Annotated in this window: 17 protein-coding genes; 6 read left to right on the top strand and 11 right to left on the bottom strand. The window is 41.7% G+C overall.

The genetic code is table 11. The annotated features are described in order from the left end of the window. Positions 1 to 108: 108 nt before the first annotated feature. Entirely contained in the window at positions 109 to 1,776 is a 1,668-nt protein-coding gene (locus tag OC25_RS21385) for a GH39 family glycosyl hydrolase (RefSeq protein ID WP_039480191.1), read from the bottom strand. Positions 1,777 to 1,831: 55 nt separating this feature from the next. Next, positions 1,832 to 4,801, bottom strand: a complete 2,970-nt coding sequence (locus OC25_RS21380; RefSeq protein ID WP_039480189.1) for a glycoside hydrolase family 2 protein — start codon at positions 4,799 to 4,801, stop codon at positions 1,832 to 1,834. Between the two features lie 397 nt (positions 4,802 to 5,198). Here OC25_RS21380 and OC25_RS21375 point away from each other — a divergent pair, with 397 nt between their 5' ends. Further along, entirely contained in the window at positions 5,199 to 6,737 is a 1,539-nt protein-coding gene (locus OC25_RS21375) for a glycosyl hydrolase family 28 protein (protein ID WP_052266376.1), read from the top strand. A 116-nt stretch (positions 6,738 to 6,853) separates the two neighbouring features. Here the strand turns inward: OC25_RS21375 and OC25_RS21370 are convergent, their stop codons facing one another. The 5 genes from OC25_RS21370 to OC25_RS21350 form a co-directional block, all read right to left on the bottom strand. Further along, positions 6,854 to 8,851, bottom strand: coding sequence for a RagB/SusD family nutrient uptake outer membrane protein (locus tag OC25_RS21370; protein ID WP_039480187.1), 1,998 nt, complete (start codon positions 8,849 to 8,851; stop codon positions 6,854 to 6,856). 21 nt (positions 8,852 to 8,872) lie between these two features. Then, entirely contained in the window at positions 8,873 to 12,073 is a 3,201-nt protein-coding gene (locus tag OC25_RS21365; RefSeq protein ID WP_082018681.1) for a SusC/RagA family TonB-linked outer membrane protein, read from the bottom strand. Positions 12,074 to 12,625: 552 nt separating this feature from the next. After that, entirely contained in the window at positions 12,626 to 14,272 is a 1,647-nt protein-coding gene (locus tag OC25_RS21360; protein ID WP_039480185.1) for a protein-disulfide reductase DsbD family protein, read from the bottom strand. A gap of 10 nt (positions 14,273 to 14,282) precedes the next feature. Next, a complete protein-coding gene (locus tag OC25_RS21355; protein ID WP_039480184.1) occupies positions 14,283 to 14,732 on the bottom strand; it encodes a protein-disulfide reductase DsbD domain-containing protein in 450 nt (149 codons plus the stop codon). Between the two features lie 63 nt (positions 14,733 to 14,795). Further along, the gene (locus OC25_RS21350; protein ID WP_082018680.1) at positions 14,796 to 15,854 is read right to left on the bottom strand and encodes a PLP-dependent cysteine synthase family protein; all 1,059 of its coding nucleotides are present in this window, start codon (positions 15,852 to 15,854) and stop codon (positions 14,796 to 14,798) included. 193 nt (positions 15,855 to 16,047) lie between these two features. Between OC25_RS21350 and OC25_RS21345 the strand changes: the two genes are divergently transcribed. The 5 genes from OC25_RS21345 (at position 16,048) to OC25_RS21325 (ending at position 20,024) form a co-directional block, all read left to right on the top strand. Then, entirely contained in the window at positions 16,048 to 16,515 is a 468-nt protein-coding gene (locus tag OC25_RS21345; protein WP_039480181.1) for an Lrp/AsnC family transcriptional regulator, read from the top strand. Positions 16,516 to 16,945: 430 nt separating this feature from the next. Continuing rightward, a complete protein-coding gene (locus tag OC25_RS21340) occupies positions 16,946 to 17,764 on the top strand; it encodes an endonuclease/exonuclease/phosphatase family protein (RefSeq protein ID WP_039480179.1) in 819 nt (272 codons plus the stop codon). A 153-nt stretch (positions 17,765 to 17,917) separates the two neighbouring features. Next, positions 17,918 to 19,096: a helix-turn-helix domain-containing protein gene (locus tag OC25_RS21335; protein ID WP_156131552.1), complete on the top strand. Its 1,179-nt coding sequence runs from the start codon at positions 17,918 to 17,920 to the stop codon at positions 19,094 to 19,096. Between the two features lie 123 nt (positions 19,097 to 19,219). Then, complete coding sequence (locus tag OC25_RS21330; protein ID WP_039480174.1) at positions 19,220 to 19,405, top strand: hypothetical protein; 186 nt, start codon at positions 19,220 to 19,222, stop codon at positions 19,403 to 19,405. A gap of 334 nt (positions 19,406 to 19,739) precedes the next feature. Next, positions 19,740 to 20,024 (top strand): hypothetical protein, encoded by a 285-nt coding sequence (locus tag OC25_RS21325; protein WP_039480172.1) that lies wholly within the window; start codon positions 19,740 to 19,742, stop codon positions 20,022 to 20,024. Positions 20,025 to 20,043: 19 nt separating this feature from the next. On the opposite strand, the gene OC25_RS21320 is transcribed toward OC25_RS21325, so the two are convergent. From OC25_RS21320 to OC25_RS27080, 4 genes are all read right to left on the bottom strand, one after another. Continuing rightward, positions 20,044 to 20,856, bottom strand: a complete 813-nt coding sequence (locus tag OC25_RS21320; protein WP_052266375.1) for a CE1 family esterase — start codon at positions 20,854 to 20,856, stop codon at positions 20,044 to 20,046. A 51-nt stretch (positions 20,857 to 20,907) separates the two neighbouring features. Further along, a complete protein-coding gene (locus OC25_RS21315) occupies positions 20,908 to 21,483 on the bottom strand; it encodes a DUF4833 domain-containing protein (RefSeq protein ID WP_052266374.1) in 576 nt (191 codons plus the stop codon). Positions 21,484 to 21,707: 224 nt separating this feature from the next. Beyond that, positions 21,708 to 23,231, bottom strand: coding sequence for an ArnT family glycosyltransferase (locus OC25_RS21310; RefSeq protein ID WP_039480170.1), 1,524 nt, complete (start codon positions 23,229 to 23,231; stop codon positions 21,708 to 21,710). A gap of 6 nt (positions 23,232 to 23,237) precedes the next feature. Further along, positions 23,238 to 23,927, bottom strand: coding sequence for a phosphatase PAP2 family protein (locus OC25_RS27080; RefSeq protein ID WP_082018679.1), 690 nt, complete (start codon positions 23,925 to 23,927; stop codon positions 23,238 to 23,240). Between the last annotated feature and the right edge of the window lie 18 nt (positions 23,928 to 23,945).

Here is a 23,945-nt window from a genome sequence, read left to right as displayed (position 1 = left end):
TGCTGAAACAAGTTCAGCATGACGATTATGTTTTGCCGTTGGTCGTGATTTGTAATCGCGACCTGATGAACAAACCTCGCAGGTTTCAAAAACCTGCGAGGTTTTTATTTACCAAGCCAGCTTCAAAAGCGAAACTCCTTGTCTGGGTAATAAAATTCCAATCTCCTTTAAATTGCTTCGTTTAGTCGGTTTACCAACCATTTTAAGCTGACCGGCTTTCTCCAATAGTGCAATTTGTTTTGAATCGGGATTTTGGGGTGAACCCATTTTTTTCCAGACTTCGTAAGCATTGCTGTTATTCGCATCTATGCGGTATTCGGTTAGCGTAACGGTTTTAACCGGTAAGTTGTTGAGGGTAACCTTTACCGAATCGGCAGTGCCTGTTTTATCTTCGTCGTGGTAATTCCACACCAATACCGTAGCCGATTGGTCTGCTTTGGCAGCCAGTGCACCAATATCGGTTTGTGGCTTCCTGATGCTCGAATCGAGTACGGGTCTGAGTGCATACATGCGGTTGCTTTTGACCTCTACCCGGTTGCCTTTCATCATGCCAAACATCCTGAAAACATTGAGCACTGGTTTATCTACTCCGTTGGTGGCCAAATCTCTAAAACCTGCAAACCAGGGCTGGTTTTCAAATTCGAACGACCAGGTTACTGCACCTAAGAGATTAACCTGATAGAGATCAGTAAGTGCATACAAGCGGGCAAAAGAAGCTGCGGTATAACTCGAGTACATGGTGCCATTTCGATAAGCATTTTCTGGATTGGTAGCCATGCCACAGGCTGCACAGCCCTCAGGATCCGATTCGCCAATAATAACCGGGATATTTTTAAGTTGCGGGTATTTGGTAATTACCTTAAAGTTCGATTCCATATTGCGCAGTTGCGCTCTGATATCCATTACTACCGTGCCATTTACTACACGCGGCGAGCCTTTTGCATGAAAAAGAACCGCATCCAAAGGCGAACCGATTTTTCCGGTCACATAATTGGTGTCACTTAAACAATGTTTAATAAAGGCATCGAGGTATTTAGCAGCTCCACCGGTGACATTTGCACCGCCTATTCTGGCAGTTGGCAGGGCACGTTTCAATCCATCGGCCGCATAATCATAAAGTTTAAAAAACTCTGCCTGCGTGCCTTTCCAGTAGGCGCCATCTGGCTCGTTCCAAACCTCCCAGTACCAGCTTTCTACTTCAGCTTTGCCGTAACGGGCTACGCAGTGTTTTACCCATTCGTAAACCAGGTTGCCCCATTTCTGATAGTCTTTGGGTGGGTAGGCCCATCCGGTTTCAATTACACTGTATTTTGCCCCGGGTTTCCATTGGTGCTGGTACGGAACAGGGTGGGTTGATAAGGCCTCGGGCATAAAACCAATTTGCGCCAGCGGTTTCATGCCACGCTTTACATAAGTATCGAAAATCTGGTCAACAATTTTCCAATTATATACGGGGTTGCCTTTTGCATCTTCGGTGTAGGCATTGGTTGAGCCCCATTTCAGCGCCGGCGTACCATCACCGGAAGTAAGTAAGTTATGTGCCCTCACATAAACCGGTACCGGACTGAGTTTCGAAATTTCGGTAAGCAATTTTTGGCCATCTTTCATGTAGGTATAATTGGGCTCATCGTAACCAAACCAGGCCCAGATAGGTTTCATAGCTGCAATGTTTTGATCAAAATTCACCTCGATAGCAGCTTTTGATTGAGCCTGTGTTAGGTGTGTAAAAGCGATCAAGCTAAACAGCAGGAGATAGCTATTTTTTAATATTTTCATGTTACGTTTTTTATTTTAGTCAAACCCATGGTTGGTGATCCACCAACCAAATAGCCTAAGGCTGCTCGTAAACTTCAGCTTCAATAATACTTAAACCACCTTTCTGTTTCATTTCTGTGCGGCTTACCCCATCATCCAGTTTTTTGCCGTTCATTTCTACACCCACCACCGCATTTTCTTTTTCTTTGCCAGAGCCCAGCAATTGTATGGTTACGGTTTTTCCTTTGGTAGGTTTGCAGGTAGCGGTAAAATAACCTAAACTGGTTTTGCTTTCGCCCTTAAACACCTCTTTGCCATCAACACTAATACGTAACGGATAGGTTTTAGAGCGGAAACCATTTAATTTTAAAGCCACCTGACTTACTGTACTTGCTTTTTCGAGCGTATATTTAATCCAGGCAGTATTCATTTTTCCATCGTTAACCCAGTCGCTCAGCTCATTGTCGTCATAGCTCAATTGGGCTTTATTGTTGTTGGCACCTGCTTCTGCTGAAATAATTTTAATGCTTTTACGCTGTGCTGTAAATGAAGCGCCTTTTGGCGTTTCACCTTTACTGAGGTTAGATTTTAGTCCATCGGCCGGAAGACTTTTAGATAAACCACCTGCTACCTGTACAGGTATTGTAGCTAAAGCAATTGAAGCAGATTTTAGTCCATCAGCTTTTGCATTCAGCGTAATTTGACCAGCCTGCGTTAGCGAACGGATTAGCACCCGGTTTACGCCGCCTTCAACCGGTAAAACTTTCGATAAAATGTAATTGTCAGGACCTTGTGCCAATCCGCCACGCCATTCAGCCGGACCACTCAATTCGAAATTAATGGTGTTTAAAGCTGTCGGGCACCTGTTGCCATTTTGGTCTACTACTTCTACCTGCACCAGCGCTACATCGGCTCCGTCGGCTTTAAAGCCAGCAGGATTTTTCATTGCCGTAAGTTTCAGTGCGGCCGGTGCTCCGCTGGTTTTTAACTGTGTTTCAGCCAGTTTTTTACCAGTAGAGGTGTAAGATACGGCTTTTAAGATGCCGGGCGAATAGGCAATTTGATTAAAAGTGAATAGGAATCCATCACTTTTCTGGCCAAAACCCAGCGATTTGTTGTTGAGGATCAACTCTACTTTATCGCCTGCACTCACCACGTAAATGTTCTTTTTAATTCCTTTTTGGTAATTCCAGTGGCCAATAATATAGATACCTTCCTTTTTGGCATCAACCCAGCCATCCCACATCACTTTATGTGCAAAAAAGCCATCTTTGGGTATGCGCATAGCATCTACCTCACCACTGCGCCTGTAATTTTCTTCGCCCCTGTGGTGGGTATTTGAATCAGAAAATATGATATTTACCCCACCTGAGCTTACGCGGGTTCCCGTACCTGGCCTTTCCTGGTAATATTCGTTCCATCGGATTACATCTTCAATGGCATGGCTGTCCATATTGCGGTTATAATCACTGGCATCGGCACCTTTGTACTGCGGACCTGCACCATTTTTATGATAGGGTGGCGAAAATTCGTCCCAGTACTTGCGCAGCGTTTCATCTCGCGAGTACTCCATTGACCAGAGTGGTTTGGTTGCACTTTTATTGATGTAAAGCATTTCGCCACCGTATTCCGCTTCCGGTATATCGAGCATTTCCCGCGATCCGATGGCACGGTTACCATAAGGGTCGTAGGTATCACGAATAGCTTTCATTTCTTTCATATGTTCGGCACTGATTGATTCGTTACCACATTCGTAAAACAAGATGCTGGGATTGTTGCGGTTATAAATAATGGCATCGCGCATCACGGTTTTTCTTTGGTCCCAGCGTGTGCCCGTTACATCTTTTTCCGAGTCGCCTGCAGGCATGGCCTGAATCAGACCTACACGGTCGCACGATTCGATATCCTGTTTCCAGGGAGTAATGTGCATCCAGCGAACCAGGTTGGCATTACTTTCTACCATCAGCTGGTTGCTGTAATCGCTTAGCCAGGCAGGTACCGATAAACCAATTGCAGGCCACTCGTTACTGCTGCGTTGCGCGTAACCTTTCATCATCAATACACGGTCGTTTAAATAAACCATTCCATTTTTAAATTCCGCTTTTCTAAAGCCGGTTTGCGTATTCAGCTCGTCAACCACATTTCCATTTACTTTTAAGCGCGAAGTAACGGTGTACAAGTAACCGTAGCCCCAGCTCCAGAAATGAAGTCCGCTGACTGTCGATTCGGCCTTTAATATTTTGGTTTCGCCGGGGGCAACACTTTGCGGGGCTGCTGCAAAGATTTTAACCGTTTTCCCCTCAGCATCTTTTAATACTACCTCGTAAGTGATGGTACTGGCCTCACTGCTTTCATTTTTAACTTCTGATTGGGAAACGATGGTGGCCGATTTTTGATCGATATTGAAATCTTTGGCATAAATGTAATTGCCGGTAGTTTGCAGCGTCGTATAAAGCGGAAGGGTTTGGTATACTTTTCCGGTAATATGCAGTTTTACATTTTTCGAAATACCGCCATAGTTGGCGTTAAAGTTCCTGTCGTTCCATTGGTAGCCTGAGTTGGTGGCTTTTTCTTTGTAGTTCCAGGCATTATCAATTTTAACGGCAATTACGTTTTCCTTTTCCGGATCAATTAAATTGCTGATGTCAAAGCCAAAAGCCATTACCCCGTTTTCGTGCCGGCCTATAAATTTGCCGTTCAGGTAAAACTCGCCAGCTTGCCTGATGCCTTCAAATTCGAGAAATATTTTCTGGTTCTGGCTGTTTTGAGGCAGCTTAAAATGTTTGCGGTACCAGGCAATGCTGGTAGAGAGTTCTTCGATCGATTTTTTAAAAGCCTCATCCTCGTTCCAGGCATGCGGAAGCGTAATGGATTTCCAGTTTTGATCGTTAAAATCAATAGATTCGGCAGCGGTTGTATCGCCAACGTAAAGCTTCCATCCGGGGTTAAAATTGTAACTTGTTCTAACCGGTGTATTTTTTTGCGCAAAGGCTTGCAGGCAAAACAGGGTAGAAACAATAAGGGCGAATAATTTTTTGTGGCTCATTTTTAATGGATTACTAATTGGTTATGTACCTGGACTTATTGCTTTTTGTGCCTGCCTGCAGGGCAATAAAAACGAACGAATAAGCCCGGAAATATTTGGTTTAAGGATAATACGATATTAACATATAATATCTGGCAATCCATCCTGTGCTATCCTGCAAAACAGGTATTAAAAACGTTACTGGTTTTGTTGATGCAAAGTGCGTAATTAGTGATTAAATAGCATGCTGCTGGTTTTTGATGCAGGACACTACAGGATGATTTATCTGGCAGAATAAGATAATTTCGTTTATACACCGACCGCTTTAACTTGATGATATTATCCTGTTTAACGCATGGTCTAACCAAATTATTTAAGGTGCATAGCTTGTAAATTATGCCATTAACCTGATTAAATTATGAGAAGCTCATTAATCATCTCCGCATTTTTAATTGTTTTTTGTCTGCAGTCTTTTGCTAAAGCTGGGGCGCCGATCAGTCCGCTTGTGGCACCTGGTACAGTCTCTGCCAATTCGGCCACATTGGTTTGGCATAAACCCGAAGTATATTCGGATGTAGTTCGCTATCACGTGATCTTAAATGGCAAAGAGATCGGTGTTTCAACAAAAACGAATTATACCTTAAAAAACCTAAGCCCTTTAAAGACCTATACTTGCAGCATTAAAGCCGAAAACAAACTGGGAGAATTATCTGCCGGCAGTACAATATTAAAATTTACGACTAAAGCCACGGGGAAAACACTAACCGTAACCGAATTTGGAGCAAAAGGCGATGGTACAACTGTAAATACGGTAAGCATTCAAAAAGCGATTGATGCCTGCCCTAAAGGAGGTACTGTACGCATTCCCAAAGGAATATTTCTTAGCGGAGCGTTGTTTTTGAAAAGCAACATGACACTTGAAATTGCTAAAGACGGTGTGTTGAAAGGTAGCGGCGATACGGCTGATTATATGCCGTTTATTAACAACCGTTTTGAAGGCTGGGAAATGAAAACTTATGCCAGTTTACTTAATGCTGGGGTAATGAACAACAAAGGTGGTTTTGCGGTTGAGCAGCTGGCTATAAAAGGCGAGGGTACCATTAGCGGAGGTGGGGGGGCTTTGGGCAAGGCCATGATCGATCAAAATGGGATAAGAAGCCGCGGACGTTTAATTTGCCTGATGAACTGCAAAGATGTGGAAATACAGGGATTGACGATAAAAGACTCGCCCTGCTGGACGATTCATTACATTTACAGCAAGGGGATAAGTTGCCACGATTTAAACATTAGCAGTACTGCGCGCAATGGCGATGGCTTAGATCCGGATTCATCTGACGATAGCTATATTTTTAACTGCACTTTTTCAACCGGTGATGATTGTATTGCGATTAAATCGGGCAAAAACCCTGAAGGGTATACCATCGCAAAGCCTACACGTAATGTAAACATCAGCAATTGTGAGTTTACCAGAGGTCATGGCATTTCTATCGGCAGCGAAATGTCTGGCGGGGTGAGCGATGTTTTGGTGCAGGATTGTACCGCGGGAGCCTTGTTACATGGTATGCAGATTAAAGGTACTAAAGATCGCGGTGGCTATGTTAAAAATGTAACCGTTGCCGATTGCCAGTTACTTAAAATAACCATTTTTTCGGCGGTAAACTACAATAACGATGGTGCTGCTGCACCTGAACCGCCCGTTTTTGAAAATTTTGTATTCCGAAACATCGATCTTTCCAAAGCACAAACCAAAGAGCCCGTTATCAATATTAATGGCTTTAAGGCGGAAGGGCATAAGCTTAAAAACGTGGTGTTTGAAGGGATTAAACTTCCAGCCAGTGCAGAAATTCAGGTAAATGATGCGCTGGGTGTGAAATTTAAAGACATTGTTGCCGATAATGGCGATAAACCTAAATATGCGGTTCAGAATAGTGAAAATGTGCAGTACCAGGCCAAATAATTCAGGTTTTTAGCAGTTTGCCTAACATAAAAATGGGGTTTAACCGAAATATCTTGTTTCGGTTAAACCCCATTTACGCTTAGCTTTCTGTAGGTTAAGTTCTGAAATTTATCAACTTACCAACCCGGATTTTGCATAGCCTGTTTTTGCGCAGGTGATAATGCTTCTCCATTAATCTTTAATACATCCAGGAAACTCTGTGGTATTGGTCGCAAATAATGTTTGCTTTCTATGGGTTTAGCCTCCAGGTTAAATGCAGCTGTACGGGCTACGAGTGTTTTTGTGCGTGCCAGGTCTTCCCACCGCATTAGTTCGCCCATCAACTCTCTTGACCTTTCATCCAGAATAAAAGCAGTAAATTTATCTGCATTAGAGCTTGCTCCCACTTTATCATAAAAGTCTTTTGTGGAATTAAAAATATCAGCTTCACTGTTTAAATGCATTGAACTTAAGGTGTTCACCGTGGTAACAGGTATATTATTCGATTCAAAATAAGTGTTTTTATCAGAATACGAAACCGCGGTGGTGGTTACCGCAGGGTTGGTTTTATAGGCAACCCCGCCATCTACGTATGCAGAGCGGTCTTCTCCTTCCTTATAGGCAGCGCGATCGCGTACACTGTTCAGATAGGGGATAGCCTGCGCATATTGGCCCATTCGGCCATAGGCTTCAGCAGCAATTAAATAAGTTTCGGCAAGGCGTGCCAGGATACCATCGCGCTGGCCAAATTGGGAGGCAACCAGGTTTCTCGAGCCGTCCATGAATTTGGATAAGGCCACGTATTGTCCAACACTGTAATTACCATGCGTGTTTAAGTAGCTTTGTGGCTGACCGGCAAAATACCTGACAAACATAGTTGGTTTACGGCGTGCAATATCAGTTGGCAAAGCCGGATCGGCACCTGCAACTATCGGGGTATAACGGGTATCGCCAGCATTGTTAACAATGTATAAAATTGCTTCCTCGCCTACGCCAAATTTCGCCTGACCTTCCTGCGCAGGTGTTGGCGCACTGCCTTTAACCCATTTTGGGAGGCTGGCTGCGTTATTGGCAATATATCTGGTTTTGAAGCTTTTCCAGAATCTTGAATCATTTACCCGGTCAAATACATCCAGCGCATAGTCGGTTGACCGCATTCTTTGAAATTCGCGCCCGCCTGCAATATCGCGGATCATGCCTGGCAGGGTTTGGTAAATAGATGGATAATATAAGTGTACCTGATTGCCGTATCTTCCCTGCGTTGCAGTGTTGTTCGAAAACTGAGCTGCGAGAATCACTTCCCTGTTGGTTTCATTTGCACCATCCACAGTTGTAAAGTTCCACAAATCGCTAAAGTTGGTTGCCAAACTGTGTTGGCCGCTATTGATCACCAAATCGGCATATTTAACCGCATTCTGCAAATCAGCAGTTTTGGTGTCGGTATTCCAGTCGTTGTTAATTTCGCTGGCGCGGAACAGGTAAGCTTTGGCTAAAAAGTGCGCAGCAGCCCATTTGGTAATTCTTCCCCGCTCGGTAACGGTAGCCGGAAGGAGGTTGTAAGCCTGGGTAAAATCCTGAATTACCTGTTCATACACTTCCTTTGCCGAGTTGCGCGTAAATTCATCTTTAATGGTTTCCAGTGATTCGAGCTGTAAGGGCACTCCTCCAAATTGTTTTACCAGTTTAAAGTAATCGAAGGCACGCATAAAATACCCTTCTCCCAACCGGATGTTTTTATTGGCGCCGGTATAGTAAAGCGGTACATTTTTTATAACAATATTAGCTGAGTTTATATTGGTGTACATGTTATCAAAAACGGCCTGTACATCCGAATTAAAGGGGGTTAAAGTTCCATCATACGAGTTCCACATTTGCTCTGTTCTGTCGCCACCCACAGTAAATTCATCAACTCCGTAATTGGTGCTGGTATAGGCCCAGGTATAGTTGAAATGGAATTTTAAGCTTTGATACATGCCAATAACCAGGCCATCCAATCCTTCGGTTTTTTGGAAATCGGATGTGTTGCGGGAGTTAATCACTTCTTCATCCAGAAAGCTTTTTTTGCAGGAAGTGGGAAGTACCATCAAGCTACCCAACAATGCCACTCCTGATATTAAATTTATAATCTTTTTCATAATCAATTTTATTTCGCTCCGTTAAAAGCTTGCGTTAATGCCAAATACCACACCTCTATTAAAAGTAGATCCGCCCAGATCAGGGTCGATCCATTTTATCTTCGAGTAAATTAAACCAGGATTAATCATCTGAGCATAAATCCGCAATCTGGATAGTGTAAGCTTTTTAACCAGGTCAGCTGAGAAATTATAGCCTAATGAAATATTTCTTACTTTGATAAAGGAACCATCCTGGTAGTTCATCGAACTTTTAAACGGATCACCAGCTGCGCTACCATAGTTAGGTGCAGGATAATCGTTAGTTGGGTTGGTTGGTGTCCAATAATCGAGAACACGTTGTGCAAAACGTCCTTGTAACGATTCAGCGCCGGTTTCAATCAGGAAATTATAACGGGCCACAATAAAAACAGATAAATCAAAGCCTTTATAACCGAATGTGTTGGTTAATCCGCCTGTCCAGCTCGGGTTATAATGCCCAATTACCTGACGGTCGTTATTGGGATCGATTTTATTGTCGCCATTTAAGTCTTTAACTTTAATACTTCCGACTTTGAAAGTTCCCCCGTTCGCATTAAACTTATCCATCAGGATCTTATCTTCGGGTGTGTCCTGCCAGATTCCCTCTTTTACATAATCGTAAGCAACACCATTCCGTTGCCCGATAAAGAAACGGTCAAGTACCATATTTCCCCCGTTTAAAGCCAGAATTTCGTCTTTACTTACCGAGAAATTTAAAGTTGATTCCCAGCTAAAATCGCGTGTTTTTACATTAATCGTGTTCAGTGTTAAATCGATTCCTTTGTTTTTCGTCGATCCGATATTATCAAAAGAAGTAGGATAGCCATTGATAATTGGGATGTTTTTTTGTAAAATTAAATCGGTGGTTTTAGATTTGTATACATCCAATGAGCCGCCAATACGTCCGTTAAATAAATCGAAATCCACACCTAAATTGTATTGCAAGGTTTTTTCCCAGCTTAATAATTTATTAGGGAAAGAAATCGGATTGGCAAGCGATGCATCTGATGCCACATATCCAATTTGTGCAGAACTGCCAAAAGTATAGGTTAGCGGCTGTAAAAGACCCAATGTGCTGCCAATATCAACAGCTGAATTACCTGTACTACCTACGCCCAGCCTAAGTTTTAACTGATTGATCCATTTAATGTTTTTCAGGAACTCCTCCTGATCTAAGCGCCAGGCCAGTGCTGCTGAGGGGAAAAAATCCCACTTATTGCCTTCGGCCAGTTGAGAGGCACCGTCCCAACGCATAGAAGCGGTTAACAGATATTTGTTATCGAAACTATAGTTTACCCTGGCCATGTACGATGCTAGAGTAGATTTTCTTAAATCGGTGTCAAATCCATCCAGGGCAGTAATGCTTCCTGCCCTTAAACCATACCAAAGCGGTGCAATTAAATTAATTCTGCTTCCGGTTAACGAAGATGATTCGTCTCTGTAGGAAGAAGAACTCTGCAATAATGTAGCGCCAAAATTATGTTTGCCAATGGTTTTATCGTAATAAATTAAATGATCGAGTGTGTAGGCAAATTTGTTGCTCTGGTTTAATTGCGCATAATTATTAACTGAGCCTGGTATGCCAGCATCACGATTTACCGATTTGGCATCCTGATATTTTCCATTATAGAAATTTGAAAAATCAGGGCCGAAATTAATCCGGTATTTTAACCCTTTTAAAAGATTTATCTCTGCAAATACCGAACCCAGGGTTCTGAATGTTTTACGCAGGTTAATGTTGTAATCTGCCTCCAAAATGGGGTTTTGGATGTTGATATCTCCGCCAGGTAAATTAATCCGGTTGCCATCCTTATCGTAAGGAACTGCCATCGGTAGCATGCCTCTTGCAGCTGCGTATATATTGCCTGCCCCTGAAGCACTGGCCGCAACAAAACCATAGTTTTGCAAGCCATAAGTGGTAGTTAAGTTTAGTCCCATTTTAAACCATTTTACCGGATTAAGTTCAACACTCACTTTACCACTGTACCTTTCGAAATCCTGGCCAAGCTGGGTTCCCTTCTGGTTCAAATAGCCAAACGATCCATAAGCTTTTATTTTGTCGGTACCACCGCTCAGACTCAATATGTGATCTTGTGTAACCCCGGTTCTGGTCACTAAATCCCCCCAATCAGTGGTTGGTACCAGGCTGCCATCGTAAACACCATTCACCCAGCCTTTATCAATGTTTTCGAGTACAAAAGGATCACCGGCAAAGGCTAACCGATCTGCTGCCTGCGTGGCTACAGCCGGATATTTCCTGCTGTCGCTTGTAGGTAAAGCTCTTAATGCATCACGACGAAATTCAATATATTGTGCCGAATTCATCATCTCCATCCTGTCGTTTAAGGTTTCGATGGTTGCAGTTCCTACATAATCCATGGTTAAACGCCCTATTTTACCTCTTTTGGTCGTTACCAAAACTACACCATTTGCACCACGCGAACCGTATATTGCAGTTGCAGATGCATCTTTTAAAATGTCGATGGTTTCAATATCATTGGGGTTAATGGCATCAATTCCACCTGCCTGCAACGGAATTCCATCTACAACATACAAAGGCGAATTACTCGCTTTTAACGATCTTACCCCTCTGATTAAAATGTTTCCCAATTGGCCCGGGCGCTCATTTGAGGTAATATCCACCCCGGCTGCTTTACCTTGAATGGCCTGTAAGGCATTGGCAACTGGTCTCGATCTGATTTCTTCAGCCCCAACACTTACTACTGAGCCTGTTAAATCACTTTTTTTAACCGTATTATAACCAACCACTACTATTTCGTCCAGGTCGTTGGTTGAACTTTTTAGCTGGATGCTCAGGGTGGTTTTTCCGTTAACGGCTACTTCCTGCGTAGTATAACCAACGTACGAAATCTCTAAAACCGGATTGCTTACCGTTGAAGGGATCGTAATGGAGAAAGCTCCATTAGCGTCGGTACTGGTTACCAAAGTGGTTCCTTTTACTTTTATACTCACGCCCACTAAAGTTTCGCCTTTTTCGTCAACAATTTTGCCTTTGATGGTGGTGTCCCACTTCGGAATTACCGAATTTATGTAGGTTGCGTATGTTTTAAGTTCGCCGGGTTTTGCACTCAGTGGTTCTGCCAGGCAGAGCAACGTGAGTGCTGACAGACCTGTAAAGAGAAGTTTTCGGTATGAAAAGCCCTTCTGCCACTGTTGGTTTTCTGGATAAAAATTAAGATCCATAATTAAATTGGTTTTATAAATATTTGGTTACTTAGCCCAATAGCTGGCTTGGATTAACCAGCTATTCGTTTTTTTGAAAGCAATTGATTTAGAAGACAACCTGATCATGACTTTGCTCAGTTATGTCAGGCGATTTTTTTAAAGAAAAATTTTGTTAGTTATTTTTAGTATGAATGTTTTAAAAGGTATTATTCCGCTACAAAAAGCGTTAAGATAACGGGTATTAGAGGGGACGTTAACTGCTTAAAAATGTCTTTTTTTTGCTCATAGGTATTCAGGTTTAACGGGAATGCACATTTTGCAGCAACTGAGAAAAATATTACCGCAAAAGATTATACTTGGTTATACGAGGTTAAAACTTTTATTCCGGTAATCTGTCCTGTTCCATCCTGTAGAGAATGACGTTTCGGGTAAAATTAGGCAGAAGGATAGCCGAACTGAAGGCAAGAGGGAGGGTAAAAAAAATAAGGGCATACTATCCGGTACTGCCCTTACTATCATTAACTAAAATTAAAATCACGCTGGTAGCTCCTAACTTCTACCACCGGTTTACTATTTGAAAGCGTTTAAGCCACTTTCGAGAAACTTTTTATAATTGGCCACTTCGTAATCTGCTCCCTGTGGCTGTGCCAGCAAGGTCTCGGTTTTCGGATCGAGCAGTACATAAAAGGGCTGCGAATTAGACTGGAATTTTCTGGCTTGTAAATCACTCCACTTTTTGCCAATGGTATTTAACTTTTTCCCTTCGGGAGTAGTTACCACATCAGCAGGTGCCAGTTCCGATTTATCATCTACATACAATTGGATCAGGATATAATCTTCACTAATCATTTTTAGAATATCTCGGTCGGGCCAAACGTTAGCCTCCATTTTTCTGCAGTTAACGCAGGCATGCCCGGTAAAATCAATCAGCACTGGCTTGTTCAGCTTTTTAGCTTGTGCCAAACCTTCTTCATAATCGAAGTAGGCATTGAGTTTTAAAGGTGCATGAAACTTATCGGCATATTTATGCGGACCGTCATTTGCAGCTGATTTTCCAGCCAGTAAGCCCGAAGTGTACAAATCAAAATCCTGCGTTTCTTGCGGCGGTAAAAAGGCCGAAACGCTGCGTAAGGGAGCACCCCACATACCTGGAATTAAATAAACGGTAAAGGCCAATACAATAGTTGCAAGGAAAAGCCGCGGTACCGAAATGAAATTTAAAGGGTTATCGTGCGAAAATTTAAGCTTACCCAGCAGGTAAATGCCCATCATGCCGAAAATAACAATCCATAAGGCTAAAAATATTTCGCGGTCGAACCATTCCCAGTGGTAAGCTAAATCTACGTTGCTTAAAAATTTGAGCGCAAAGGCCAGTTCGAGGAAACCTAAAACTACTTTTACACTGTTTAACCAGCCACCAGATTTGGGTAACTTTTGCATAGCCGATGGAAACAAGGCAAATAAGGCGAAAGGAATCGCGAGAGCCAAGGAGAAACCAAACATACCTATTGCAGGGCCTAACAATGCGCCCGTTGTTGCCGCCTGTACCAATAAAGTGCCTATAATGGGGCCGGTACAAGAGAAAGAAACCAGGGCCAGTGTACCAGCCATAAAAAATAATCCGGCTACGCCACCTTTATCCGAGTTAGCATCCATTTTATTTACCCAGCTCGATGGCAGTGTGATTTCGAAAGCACCTAAAAACGATGCAGCGAACACTACCAGCAGCAGGAAGAAAAAGAAATTAAAAATACCGTTTGTAGAAAGGTTATTGAGCGCATCGGCACCAAAAATTACGGTAACCAACAGCCCCAGTACTACATAAATCAGAATAATGAAAAAACCATATAGTGCTGCCCGCCCAAATGCTTTCCCTTTTTCCGATCCTTTGGTGAAAAAACTCACGGTTAACGGTAGCATAGGGAATATGCAGGGCATAAGCAAGGCCGCCAATCCACCGGCAAAACCTGCTATAAAAATCCCCCAAAGGGTTTTCTGAGCCTCCGGTGCTGGAGTGTCTTTTTTTGCTGCAACGGCAGGGGTATTATCAGCAACTTTGCTAATCGTTTCGGTCGGTTTAACTACCGTATCTGTAGCTTCGGGCTTAATTTCAGTAAAAGTCAGGTCGTCGGTATTCGTGCTGTCCTGTGCATATCCGGTTAAGGATATGGCACAGAAAAGCAATAATCCGAGAGAGATTTTTTTAAAGGATATCATCTGCTTGCACTTATTTTACAGGAACACTGAAATCTACTTGCTCTGGAGGCAAACACTGTTTATCGTCGCAAACCATAAACTCTACGCTACCTTTTACTACAGCATTTTTGCCGGTTAACTTAACTTTTTGCTGAAAAACTACCGAGTTTTCAAAATAGCTAACGTCCATTTTAAAAGTGGCTTCATATTTCGTAACCGGTTTAGGTTCGATGGTTTTGCCAATTAAAGTAAAATCTTTGGCAGCAGGAAAGGTAAAAGTGGTTTTAACAGGTCCGCCGTCTTTAACAAATTGCGAGTACAGGTGCCAGCCACGATCGATAGTGGCTTTAATAAATATAGTAGCCGTAGTTGGGCTTGTTTTTTTAGCTGCGTAACTCCAGGTTACAGGTTTTAAAATCTGGCTGTAACTGCTTAAACTGATTAAGCAAACGAAACAGCATAATAAGGCGATTTTTTTCATTTGGTTGTTTTGGTTTAATATTGAATTAAGGTTGTTGATTTGACCGGAAATTGATCAGCCTGCTTACTGACCGTTTAATCTGCTGAAGGCCTGATAATCGAGAAATTCGACATCTGGTGTAATATAACCTGCTTTTACAGGCTCATCGCGCATTAAATCGGTGCTCAGATATTTCTTGTTGCTATCCGAAAATATGGTTACCACACAGCTGTCTGTGCCCATTTCCTGTTGTTTTTTAATGGCTCCGATTACATTTGCACCTGATGAGATCCCGACAGCAAGCCCTAGTTTTTGAGCAAGTTTTTGCGCCATCAGGATTGCATCTCCATCGTTTACCTGTACGATATCATCAAGCTGGTTTAGCTTAACGATTTCAGGTATAAATTCATCAGAAATGCCCTGAATTCTGTGGCTGCCTACTTTATATCCGGTAGTTAATGTTGGCGATTCAGCTGGCTCCAATGGATGGATTTTTACTGTTGTTTTTTGCTTTTTAAGGAAATTTCCAACGCCCATAATGGTGCCACCTGTTCCTACGCCAGCTACAAAGGCATCAGGGCATAAACTTTTTAGTTGCAGTTGCTCCCATATTTCTTTACCTGTGGTATACTCATGCGCTTCGGGGTTGGCTATATTTTCGAATTGTTTAGGTAAAAATACATTGGGGTTATTGGCTGCCATGTATTCTGCAAGTTTAATGCTGCCGATAAAGCCGCCCTCTTCTTTGCTTACCAGAATAATCTCAGCGCCCAGACTTTTAATAATGTCCATACGCTCTTTACTTAACCAGTTGGGCATAATAATGGTAACCGGATGGCCCAGGGCTTTACCTATTGCCGCAAAAGCGATTCCGGTATTTCCGCTGGTTGCTTCAACTATTTTATCGCCAGCTTTAATTTTACCTTCAGCATAGGCTTTTTTTAAAGTATAAAGTGCCATACGGTCTTTAATGCTGCCCGTTAGGTTGTAATGCTCGCACTTTACATAAATTTTGCCCGGCTTGCCTTTAAAGCTATAAGCTAGTTCTAACATAGGTGTGTTACCAACTAAAAGCGATAAATGTTCAAATTTTGCGTTCAAAGCTGAGGTCATTTCGTTGGTTGTTAGCGTAGTTGTTGACATATTTTTAAGCCAATTTTAATTGCTTTTGCAATTGATTATAATTTCGGTAAAACTCTGTATTATAAATTTTTAAGTCAATACTTGTTGTTTTTTACAGAAATTTTCTGCTTTTTTGGTTAAATTTTGTTTTTTATTTCAGTTTTGGATGTTTTTTCAAAGCTGCATTATATTTTTTTTCGATTCAGCATAGCTTATGGTACACGGAGATTTAGACCAGGTTGACTTAGAAATATTGAAATTACTGCAACGCGATGCTTCTTTAACGAATAAAGAGGTATCGTTGATGTTGCATAAATCTATTGCCACCATCCACGAAAGGATCAGGCGATTGAAAGAGCAAGGCTATATCAAAAGGGTAGTGGCCATTCTCGACAGGAAGAAAATTAACCGGAACCTGATTGCCTTTTCGCACGTATTACTGAAAGAGCATACCGCTAAAACCCTGGTCGAATTTGAAACCGAGGTTTCTAAATTTGGCGAAGTAATGGAATGCCTGCAAATGACCGGTGCACATGATTTTATCCTGCGCATTGCCACTAAAGATATGGATGCTTACCACGAATTTTTAAGGCATAAACTGGCCACTTTACCCAATATTACTACCGTACAGAGTTATTTCGTTTTATCAGAACCCAAGAGCGAAACGGCTTATCCGTTGTAGTTTATTGGTTCATTAGTCAATGGTTCATTGGCAGATGGAGTTGGAAATTGTGAACTGCCAACTGATTCGTTTATTGGTTAATGGTTCATAGTCAATAGTTCATAGCCTGATCCAACTGGAAACTGAGAATTGCCAACTGCCAACTGATTCGTTTATTGGTTAATGGTTTATAGTCAATAGTTCATAGCCTAATCAGACTGCAAACCGCCAACTGTGAACTGATTTGTTTATTAGTCAATGGTCGATAGGCGATTGGCAGATGCAACTTCAAATTGAGAACTGCCAACTGATTCGTTTATTGGTTTATAGTCAATAGTTCATAGCCTAATTCAACTGGAAACTGAAACTGCCAACAGGGATCATTGATTATTGGTCATTGATTATTGCTAATTGGTTATTTACTAATGCAGAAACTTTGTATTTTGGGGCTATGAAAAACATATATCTGCCATTATTACTTGTTGCATTGCTTTTTAGCGGCTGCTCGCCTAAACTAGGAGCAGGTTCTGCAACAAAAAGCTCAAACCGTTTAAGGGTAATGAGTTATAACATCCATCACTGTAATCCGCCTACCAAAGAAAAAGCGGGTACTATTGATGTAAATGCCATTGCCAAAGCCATTTCAGCGCAGCATCCCGATTTGGTTGCCTTGCAGGAAGTTGATGTGAATACCAAACGTTCGGGTAACATCAATCAGGCTGTTTTGCTTGCCCAAAAATTAAAAATGAATTTCTATTTCGGAAAAGCTATCGACCATGATGGAGGAGATTATGGTGTCGCTATCCTTTCCCGGTTTCCGCTTTCAGCACAAAAAACGTATAAACTGCCTAAAAATAACAGTGCCCGTGCCGAGCAGCGTGTGCTTGCCATAGCCACTGTAGAAATAGCCAAAGGAAAATTTATCCGCTTTGCATCTACACATTTAGATGCCGAGCATGCCGAAGAAAACAGGGTAATGCAGGTGAAAGAAATAGTGAAACTAGCCGCTGCAGAAACTTTGCCATTCCTCATTGCCGGCGATTTAAATGCTGAGCCGGGATCGGAAACCATTAAATTATTTGATGCGGCATTTACCCGCAGTTGCAGCAATTGTGGCTTCACCATTCCGGTAATTAATCCTAAAACAACGATCGATCATATTGCCTTTAAAAAAGGAAATCCATTTAATGTAATTTATCATGAAGTGGTAAAAGAAAGATATGCATCCGATCATTTGCCTATTCTATCGGTTATCGATTTAAAGGATTAATTTTTACAGCATCGTACCGGCAGCTTTTCAATTTTCTGATCAGTTGCCGGAAATGTTTAACAGGCCTTCGTCAAATACCTGCAAGAATACCTTTTCTACAGAAAAGCAGGTTAATAATGCTTAATTTTGGTGCTTTTATTAAAATTTGAGCTTTTGCATCCCATTTTCCTTGCCGTTATCGGTGCAATTTTTATTTTTTCAGTGGTTGTGGTTAAACTGTTGCTTTATGGGCGCGATAAGTTTTACCTCAATTTTTTGCTATCGCTGGCCATTGCAGGTATGGCCTGGTATGGCCTGATTTATCTTTTAACCAATTCAGGTCTGATTAAAGACTATCCCTACTTGTTTAATAAAGGATTACCTTTTTATTATACTGTTGCACCATGTTTGTACCTCTATTTTCGGGGTTCTTTGAACAAGGAGCACGCCGTTTTTAAGCCATCGCATCTGCTTCATTTTCTGATTGCTATTCCCGCAATCATTTCCATTATTCCATATAATATGCTGACCTATGCCGGGCAGCACGAGGTGGTAAGCAGGGTAGTGGCCGATGTGGAATTTGCATTTTCAGATAGCAAATATATTGTGGAACCCTGGCATTGGTATGCTTTTCCTTTCTCAGCCCTTATTTATACCATTTTGCAGATCAGGCTGGTCTACCGGGCTTCAAAAGAACCTGGTCAAAAACAGCAAACCATTAACTGGATCTATTTTTTTAGCGTAGTATGCTTCATCATTTTTGCGGGTATGCTGCTCATTAATGTCTCGATCTTACAAAACAGGAGCCATATCTGGTCGATTTTACACGAAGGATCGATTGTTATATTTTTATGTTGCTGTTTGCTGGTTTTGAGTTTTATGTTCTTTTTTAACCCTGAACTCATTTACGGCTTTACTAAAAAAGCAGTTGTAAATAACGAAAATATTCAGGCAGATTCCCAGCCTTTGACAGAAGAAAAAACGAAGCCGAAATTAGTAGATATCCATCTGGCCGAACAGGTAACCCTGGCCATTAAGGAACAAGAGCTTTTCAGGAGGCCCGGACTTAACCTGAGCGAGCTGGCTTCGGCATTGGAAATTCAGAACCACAAATTGTCCGAGCTTTTCAATAACCATTATCAGCTTAATTTTAGTACATACATCAACAACCTGCGCATCGAATATATTAAAGCCAGATTGGATCAGGGCGATTGGAAACAATTCACTCTCGAAGCCATTGCCCTGGATGCAGGTTTCTCTTCGCGCAATACTTTTTTTAATGCTTTTAAGAAAGTGATGCACACTACGCCATCGGCTTACCTTGCTACTTTGAAGGACGAAAAAAGCCTGTAAAATGTAACGGTTTAAGAAATTGATACATCTTCATCGCGGCTAAATACCATTAAAAACAATGGTTTGAGCAAATTTGCCTTGCATTCCTGATACAGAATAAGGCTTGCGTAAATTGATGATGCTATGAATAAAAGAGAAAGTAGAACCGTGATGATTTTTACCCTTGCAGCGAGGAAATTTAATGAACTGGTAAATTTTATTGATCAGGATGCCAAATCGCTAACCGTGCTTACAGCAGTAGAAACGATTTCGAGTGGAGCTGTTTTTCAGCAGGAAGCCGGTGCAGAAGTTTACCGGGATGGACAATAATGGAATGAACAAATTCCAATAACCAATAATCAATTTTCAGTTCTCAGTTGGCAGTTTTCAGTTGAGCTATTAACCATGAACCATTAGCTATTGACCAATGATCAATTTTCAGTTGGCAGTTTTCTGTTTGATTGCAGCTATGAACCATTAACTATTGACTAAAGAACTAATGACCAATAACCAATTTTCAATTGGTAGTTAACAGTTTGGCTATTAACTATGAACCATAAACTATTAACTAATAAACCAATGACAAATGAACTATTGAACTCCATTTTAAACCATTTACCCCATTAATCGTCAATTGTAATTGACTAAAAATCTAAATTTAATTATGCCCTTACTTTTAACCCCTAATCTTGATATTCTGCGTGCGATAAAACAACTTGACAGGTTGCTGAGCGAGATGAACATCGTGCCGGTGTTGGAATATAAAAACATCCGTTATCAACTGAAAATAGATGGCAATCCGTTTATGACGATTACACTTAGCGCCAATCACATCAGCTATGAGAAATTGTACCAACCAGAAAATAATGAAAAATTTAATGCTGCTTTTAATCGCATAGCCGCATTTATTTTCTCATTGCGGGAGGTAGAAATTTTACAGGCCAGTTAATGTTTAATTAATCGTCTTTTTAAGGTTTTACCATGCTTTTAAAGAACTTTATAACTACTTTATTGGCTTCGGTAGGGTAAACATGGCCTCCCGGATGGACGTACAACACCACAGGACTTTGTTTAGCCGAAGGATATAATGTGGCGTATTGGTCGTAAGGCTCACCCTTATCGTTGCAACCATTTACCTGTAATATTTTATTGCACATAGCCCTTTGCCAGGCGGTTTTTACCAGGTCATCCTGCTCGCCCATAATGTGCATGGCAGGCTTAGGCTTTAACTGGCTGGCAACTTTTGGTGCTACAGCGGCCGAGGGTGCAAAGGCAGCAAAAGTATCTCCGCGGGTTGCCCAGAGCAAATAGGTAAAACCGCCTCCGTTAGAGTGGCCTGTGGCGTAAATGCGCTTGTTATCTACCCGGTAATCTTGCCTTAATGTTTTTAACATTGCATCAAAAAAGTGCAAATCGCGGTCACCCATATCGCCCGGGGCCTTTTGCCAGCCCGGTAAGCGGCCGGCAGGGTCGGTTAACTGTCCGGGGGTATTAAGCCCTTGCGGATAAACAATAATGGCTTCCGGCCAGAGCTTTTCGAATCCTCTGCTTCTGAACATGTTGCCCATTGTACCACCATGACCATGGAAAACAAATATTACCGGGCTCTCTTTAGTTTTTGCAGTTGAGGGGAGGTAAACCATCGCTTCCCGAAGTGTATCGCCCACTGTCCATTTCATGACTTTAACAGCCTCTTGCGCGCGTGAAAGCACAGGCCAAACCAGCATTAAAGCTGTTAAAAAACATTTGCCAAAAAAGCGGAGTGCAGATTTGTTTACCATATTTTTTTGACCGTTGCAGCTGGTTTTGGTTTAATGCAACCCGTATTAATATTATTTAACGGAGATCCTTTCGGTTACCGGTTTACCCGTTGAGAGTTCTGTACCCTCAATTGAGGCATATTTTACATTGGGCAACCAAAAAGATCCGCCCTCAATCCTGATGAAAAGCCTGTTGATTTTAATTTTCTTGTCATTTACAGTTACCAGTACATAATACTTCTGGTCGCTGCCCGAGCGCAGTAGATAAAAGGGTAGCTTTTTATGCGATACAAAACGGAGTTCGAACTTATCTTTACTTATCTCCTTAGCCAATATGCCGTAAGCAAATTTACGCTGTATATAACCCAGCTCTTTCTTTTCTCCTTTTTCGGCATAACGGAGCCAGTAGGCATTAATCGGTTGCGAACGGTTGACCTCTCCATCCTTTTCGAGGTTGAGGGCATATATAAGGGTATTGATATTCGGATCGCGCTGCAAATAAAACAGCATATTATCCACGTTTTTAGGCGTTGGGAAGCTAAGTGGCGAAGGGTTCGTGTTTTGCGCCCAAATGGTATTGGTATAAAGGAATATTGAAGTAAAGGTGATGCTTAAAATTTTCAATAATGGTCTTATTGCTTTCTGCATTTGCGATTTTTTATTAGTCGGTGGTTGTGTTATGCCTCGGTAGGGGGTATCGGTTTGCTTGGCGTAGCTAATTAATTAGAGTTTACAACAACAGCACATCGCTTTAGATATTAATATATAAAAAAGATAGATTTAGTAGATTTATACAAACCTAACATTTTTTTTAGAGGATGAAACATGATTAGGCTATTTTTTCTAACTGGAAATTTAGATTAACCGCTTATTTATTTACCCCGGTAATCCATCAGCAAATAAATCAGGATATTCCTGGCAGGTTTTCCATTTCGGAATTGTGGAATGGTGACTGCTTTGGTGATTTTTCTGAACAAATGGCTGTATTGCGGTTGTGGATCGCTAAAGTTGTTAGAAAAGGTAATGAAATAGGCATCATCGCCGCTTTTTATTTGCTTCCGGTAACGGTTAAGCCAGGCGTAAGTATGGATATCTTCCAGATGGCCAATAGCCAGGAAATCCAGTTCTGAAGGTTGTGCCACATAATTATCAATATGCGAGCCAGGGAACCACTTATCGCTGATGATAAAATGCGCTCTGGAAATTCCGGCAGTAATATTTCGCTGTCTGAGTTGCCTGAATTCCTTTGCCAAATTTTCCCAGCCGTACATATCCAGTGTAAAATCGCTGCTGCCCAGTGTTTCTCTGTCTTGTTTACCGATTGTTCCGGGGAAATAATTAACTAACAGTATGCCTGATGAAACGATTAGCGCTAACAATAGGGTTGCAGCATAAGCAAGCTTAAGCTGGAGACTACTTTTTACTGTATCTGCTGAAAAATGGCAGGCTGTAAGCATAATCAGTGCAACGTAAGCGGGCCCCGACCAATGCGGGAGCGTATCTCTAAATAAAGAGGTAAACAGCAGTATAAGAATGAGTGGTATACTTGTAAAAAGCAAGAGTTTGACTGTCTGAGGTTTAATAGTCGATTGCTTTCGGGCAATGGCAATTAAGGCCATTACGATTAACAGAAAATTAATGGGGTTGTTGTACAATATACTTCCCAATAGCTCGCGCGCAAAACCCAGCAGGTGTATACCATGATTAAGCGTTACCCTGCTGCTATGGAAGCTGTAGGTAATGAATTTGTTGTGGATATTCCAGATTAAAACCGGAGAAACAATGAGTGCGGTAATTAAACCGGAAATATAAAAATACCTGTTGAGCAGCAATTTTCGGTAAGTTGTTATTGCATATAAAAGTAAGCCAAACCACAGGAAAATGCCATGTACCTTGCTCATAGTGCATAATCCGGCTACAACTCCAAATAAAATGAGGTTTAGGTTTAATCTGCTTCTGGTGGTGTTTGGCGATGTGCAATCTATCAGCAACCCGATTCCAATTATCCAAAAAAAGATTTGAGGCGCATCTGGCAGGATAAACAGGCCCGCTATTACGCTGCAATAAGCAGATGCGGTAAACAAAAGCGCGGCAATAAAGCCAGCAGTTTCATTTTTTAGTTTGCTCACCAGGTTAAATATCATCAGTGTATTTACAGCGGCAAGTATAATAGGGCCAAGCCTTACAGAAAAAGCATTGGTGAAATTTAAATTAAAGGTTGTTAACCTGATGAGCAGCGCAACCATTGGCGGGTGATCGAAATAGTTCCACTGCAGGTGATGGGCATAAGACAAATAATATACTTCATCATTACCTAAATCAACTGCGATGGCTGCGATACATCTGATTAACGTAGCCATAAAGATTAAGATAATCAGTTTCGTTTTTACAGTCATGTAAGTTTATTCGGCAAAAAGCGAAGCAGCAGGTTGGGTATTTTTTCGGCTGCCGAACCTACCTAACACAATTTTTTTGTCTTTTAGCAGTACGATTGCAATTAAACCAAAGGAAATTCCGATTGCCATGGCTGTCCATACATCGAGTGGAAAATGCTCGCCGGTATACACACGCGAAAATCCAACTAATAAAGCACCAATAAAAAGCAGGATACTGGGTACAATCCGTTTAAAATGACTGGCCAGTACGGTTGCCAGTGCAAATGCCGACGTGGTGTGGCCAGATGGGAAGCTGTTATTGCCTGCACAGCTGGTTTTAAAGAAATCGAGATAAAATGGAATGTTACTGCTCTCGAAATATATTCTTGGGCGTGGAGCAACAATAAGATGCTTAAGTGTTTGGGCGAAAAGACCTGAAGAGAGGTAAGCCAAAAGCACACATAATGCGAGATTACGTTGTTTCGTAAACAGCAATATAGCGCATACTATTAACGAACATGTACCATCGCCCAAAAAGGTATAACGGGCAAAGAAAAAATCCATAGTTTGACTGTGAAACTGGTTGAGTGCTATAAAGCTATCGGCTTTGGTTACGCAGGCCAGCATTAATCCGCTAAATGCCAGAAAAGACAGGCAGAGTAAATAGAAAAAACGATTATTTTCAACTGCTTTATTTATAGGGCTTATCGTCATCATAATGTAAAGATAGCCCCC

The sequence above is a fragment of the Pedobacter kyungheensis genome (assembly GCF_000812965.1).
GTDB classification, from domain to species: domain Bacteria; phylum Bacteroidota; class Bacteroidia; order Sphingobacteriales; family Sphingobacteriaceae; genus Pedobacter; species Pedobacter kyungheensis.
Note: the sequence above shows the minus strand (reverse complement) of the source record. Positions and strands in the feature narration are given on the sequence as shown.

Bases quoted from the DNA above. Each gene is read 5' to 3' on its own strand.
- OC25_RS21345 (WP_039480181.1), top strand. From the start codon at position 16,048: ATGGTACACGGAGATTTAGACCAGGTTGACTTAGAAATATTGAAATTA.
- OC25_RS21325 (WP_039480172.1), top strand. From the start codon at position 19,740: ATGCCCTTACTTTTAACCCCTAATCTTGATATTCTGCGTGCGATAAAA.
- OC25_RS21365 (WP_082018681.1), bottom strand. From the start codon at position 12,073: ATGGATCTTAATTTTTATCCAGAAAACCAACAGTGGCAGAAGGGCTTT.
- OC25_RS21315 (WP_052266374.1), bottom strand. From the start codon at position 21,483: ATGCAGAAAGCAATAAGACCATTATTGAAAATTTTAAGCATCACCTTT.
- OC25_RS21330 (WP_039480174.1), top strand. From the start codon at position 19,220: ATGAATAAAAGAGAAAGTAGAACCGTGATGATTTTTACCCTTGCAGCG.
- OC25_RS21320 (WP_052266375.1), bottom strand. From the start codon at position 20,856: ATGGTAAACAAATCTGCACTCCGCTTTTTTGGCAAATGTTTTTTAACA.
- OC25_RS21350 (WP_082018680.1), bottom strand. From the start codon at position 15,854: ATGTCAACAACTACGCTAACAACCAACGAAATGACCTCAGCTTTGAAC.
- OC25_RS27080 (WP_082018679.1), bottom strand. From the start codon at position 23,927: ATGATGACGATAAGCCCTATAAATAAAGCAGTTGAAAATAATCGTTTT.
- OC25_RS21380 (WP_039480189.1), bottom strand. From the start codon at position 4,801: ATGAGCCACAAAAAATTATTCGCCCTTATTGTTTCTACCCTGTTTTGC.
- OC25_RS21355 (WP_039480184.1), bottom strand. From the start codon at position 14,732: ATGAAAAAAATCGCCTTATTATGCTGTTTCGTTTGCTTAATCAGTTTA.
- OC25_RS21385 (WP_039480191.1), bottom strand. From the start codon at position 1,776: ATGAAAATATTAAAAAATAGCTATCTCCTGCTGTTTAGCTTGATCGCT.
- OC25_RS21310 (WP_039480170.1), bottom strand. From the start codon at position 23,231: ATGACTGTAAAAACGAAACTGATTATCTTAATCTTTATGGCTACGTTA.
- OC25_RS21370 (WP_039480187.1), bottom strand. From the start codon at position 8,851: ATGAAAAAGATTATAAATTTAATATCAGGAGTGGCATTGTTGGGTAGC.
- OC25_RS21340 (WP_039480179.1), top strand. From the start codon at position 16,946: ATGAAAAACATATATCTGCCATTATTACTTGTTGCATTGCTTTTTAGC.
- OC25_RS21375 (WP_052266376.1), top strand. From the start codon at position 5,199: ATGAGAAGCTCATTAATCATCTCCGCATTTTTAATTGTTTTTTGTCTG.
- OC25_RS21360 (WP_039480185.1), bottom strand. From the start codon at position 14,272: ATGATATCCTTTAAAAAAATCTCTCTCGGATTATTGCTTTTCTGTGCC.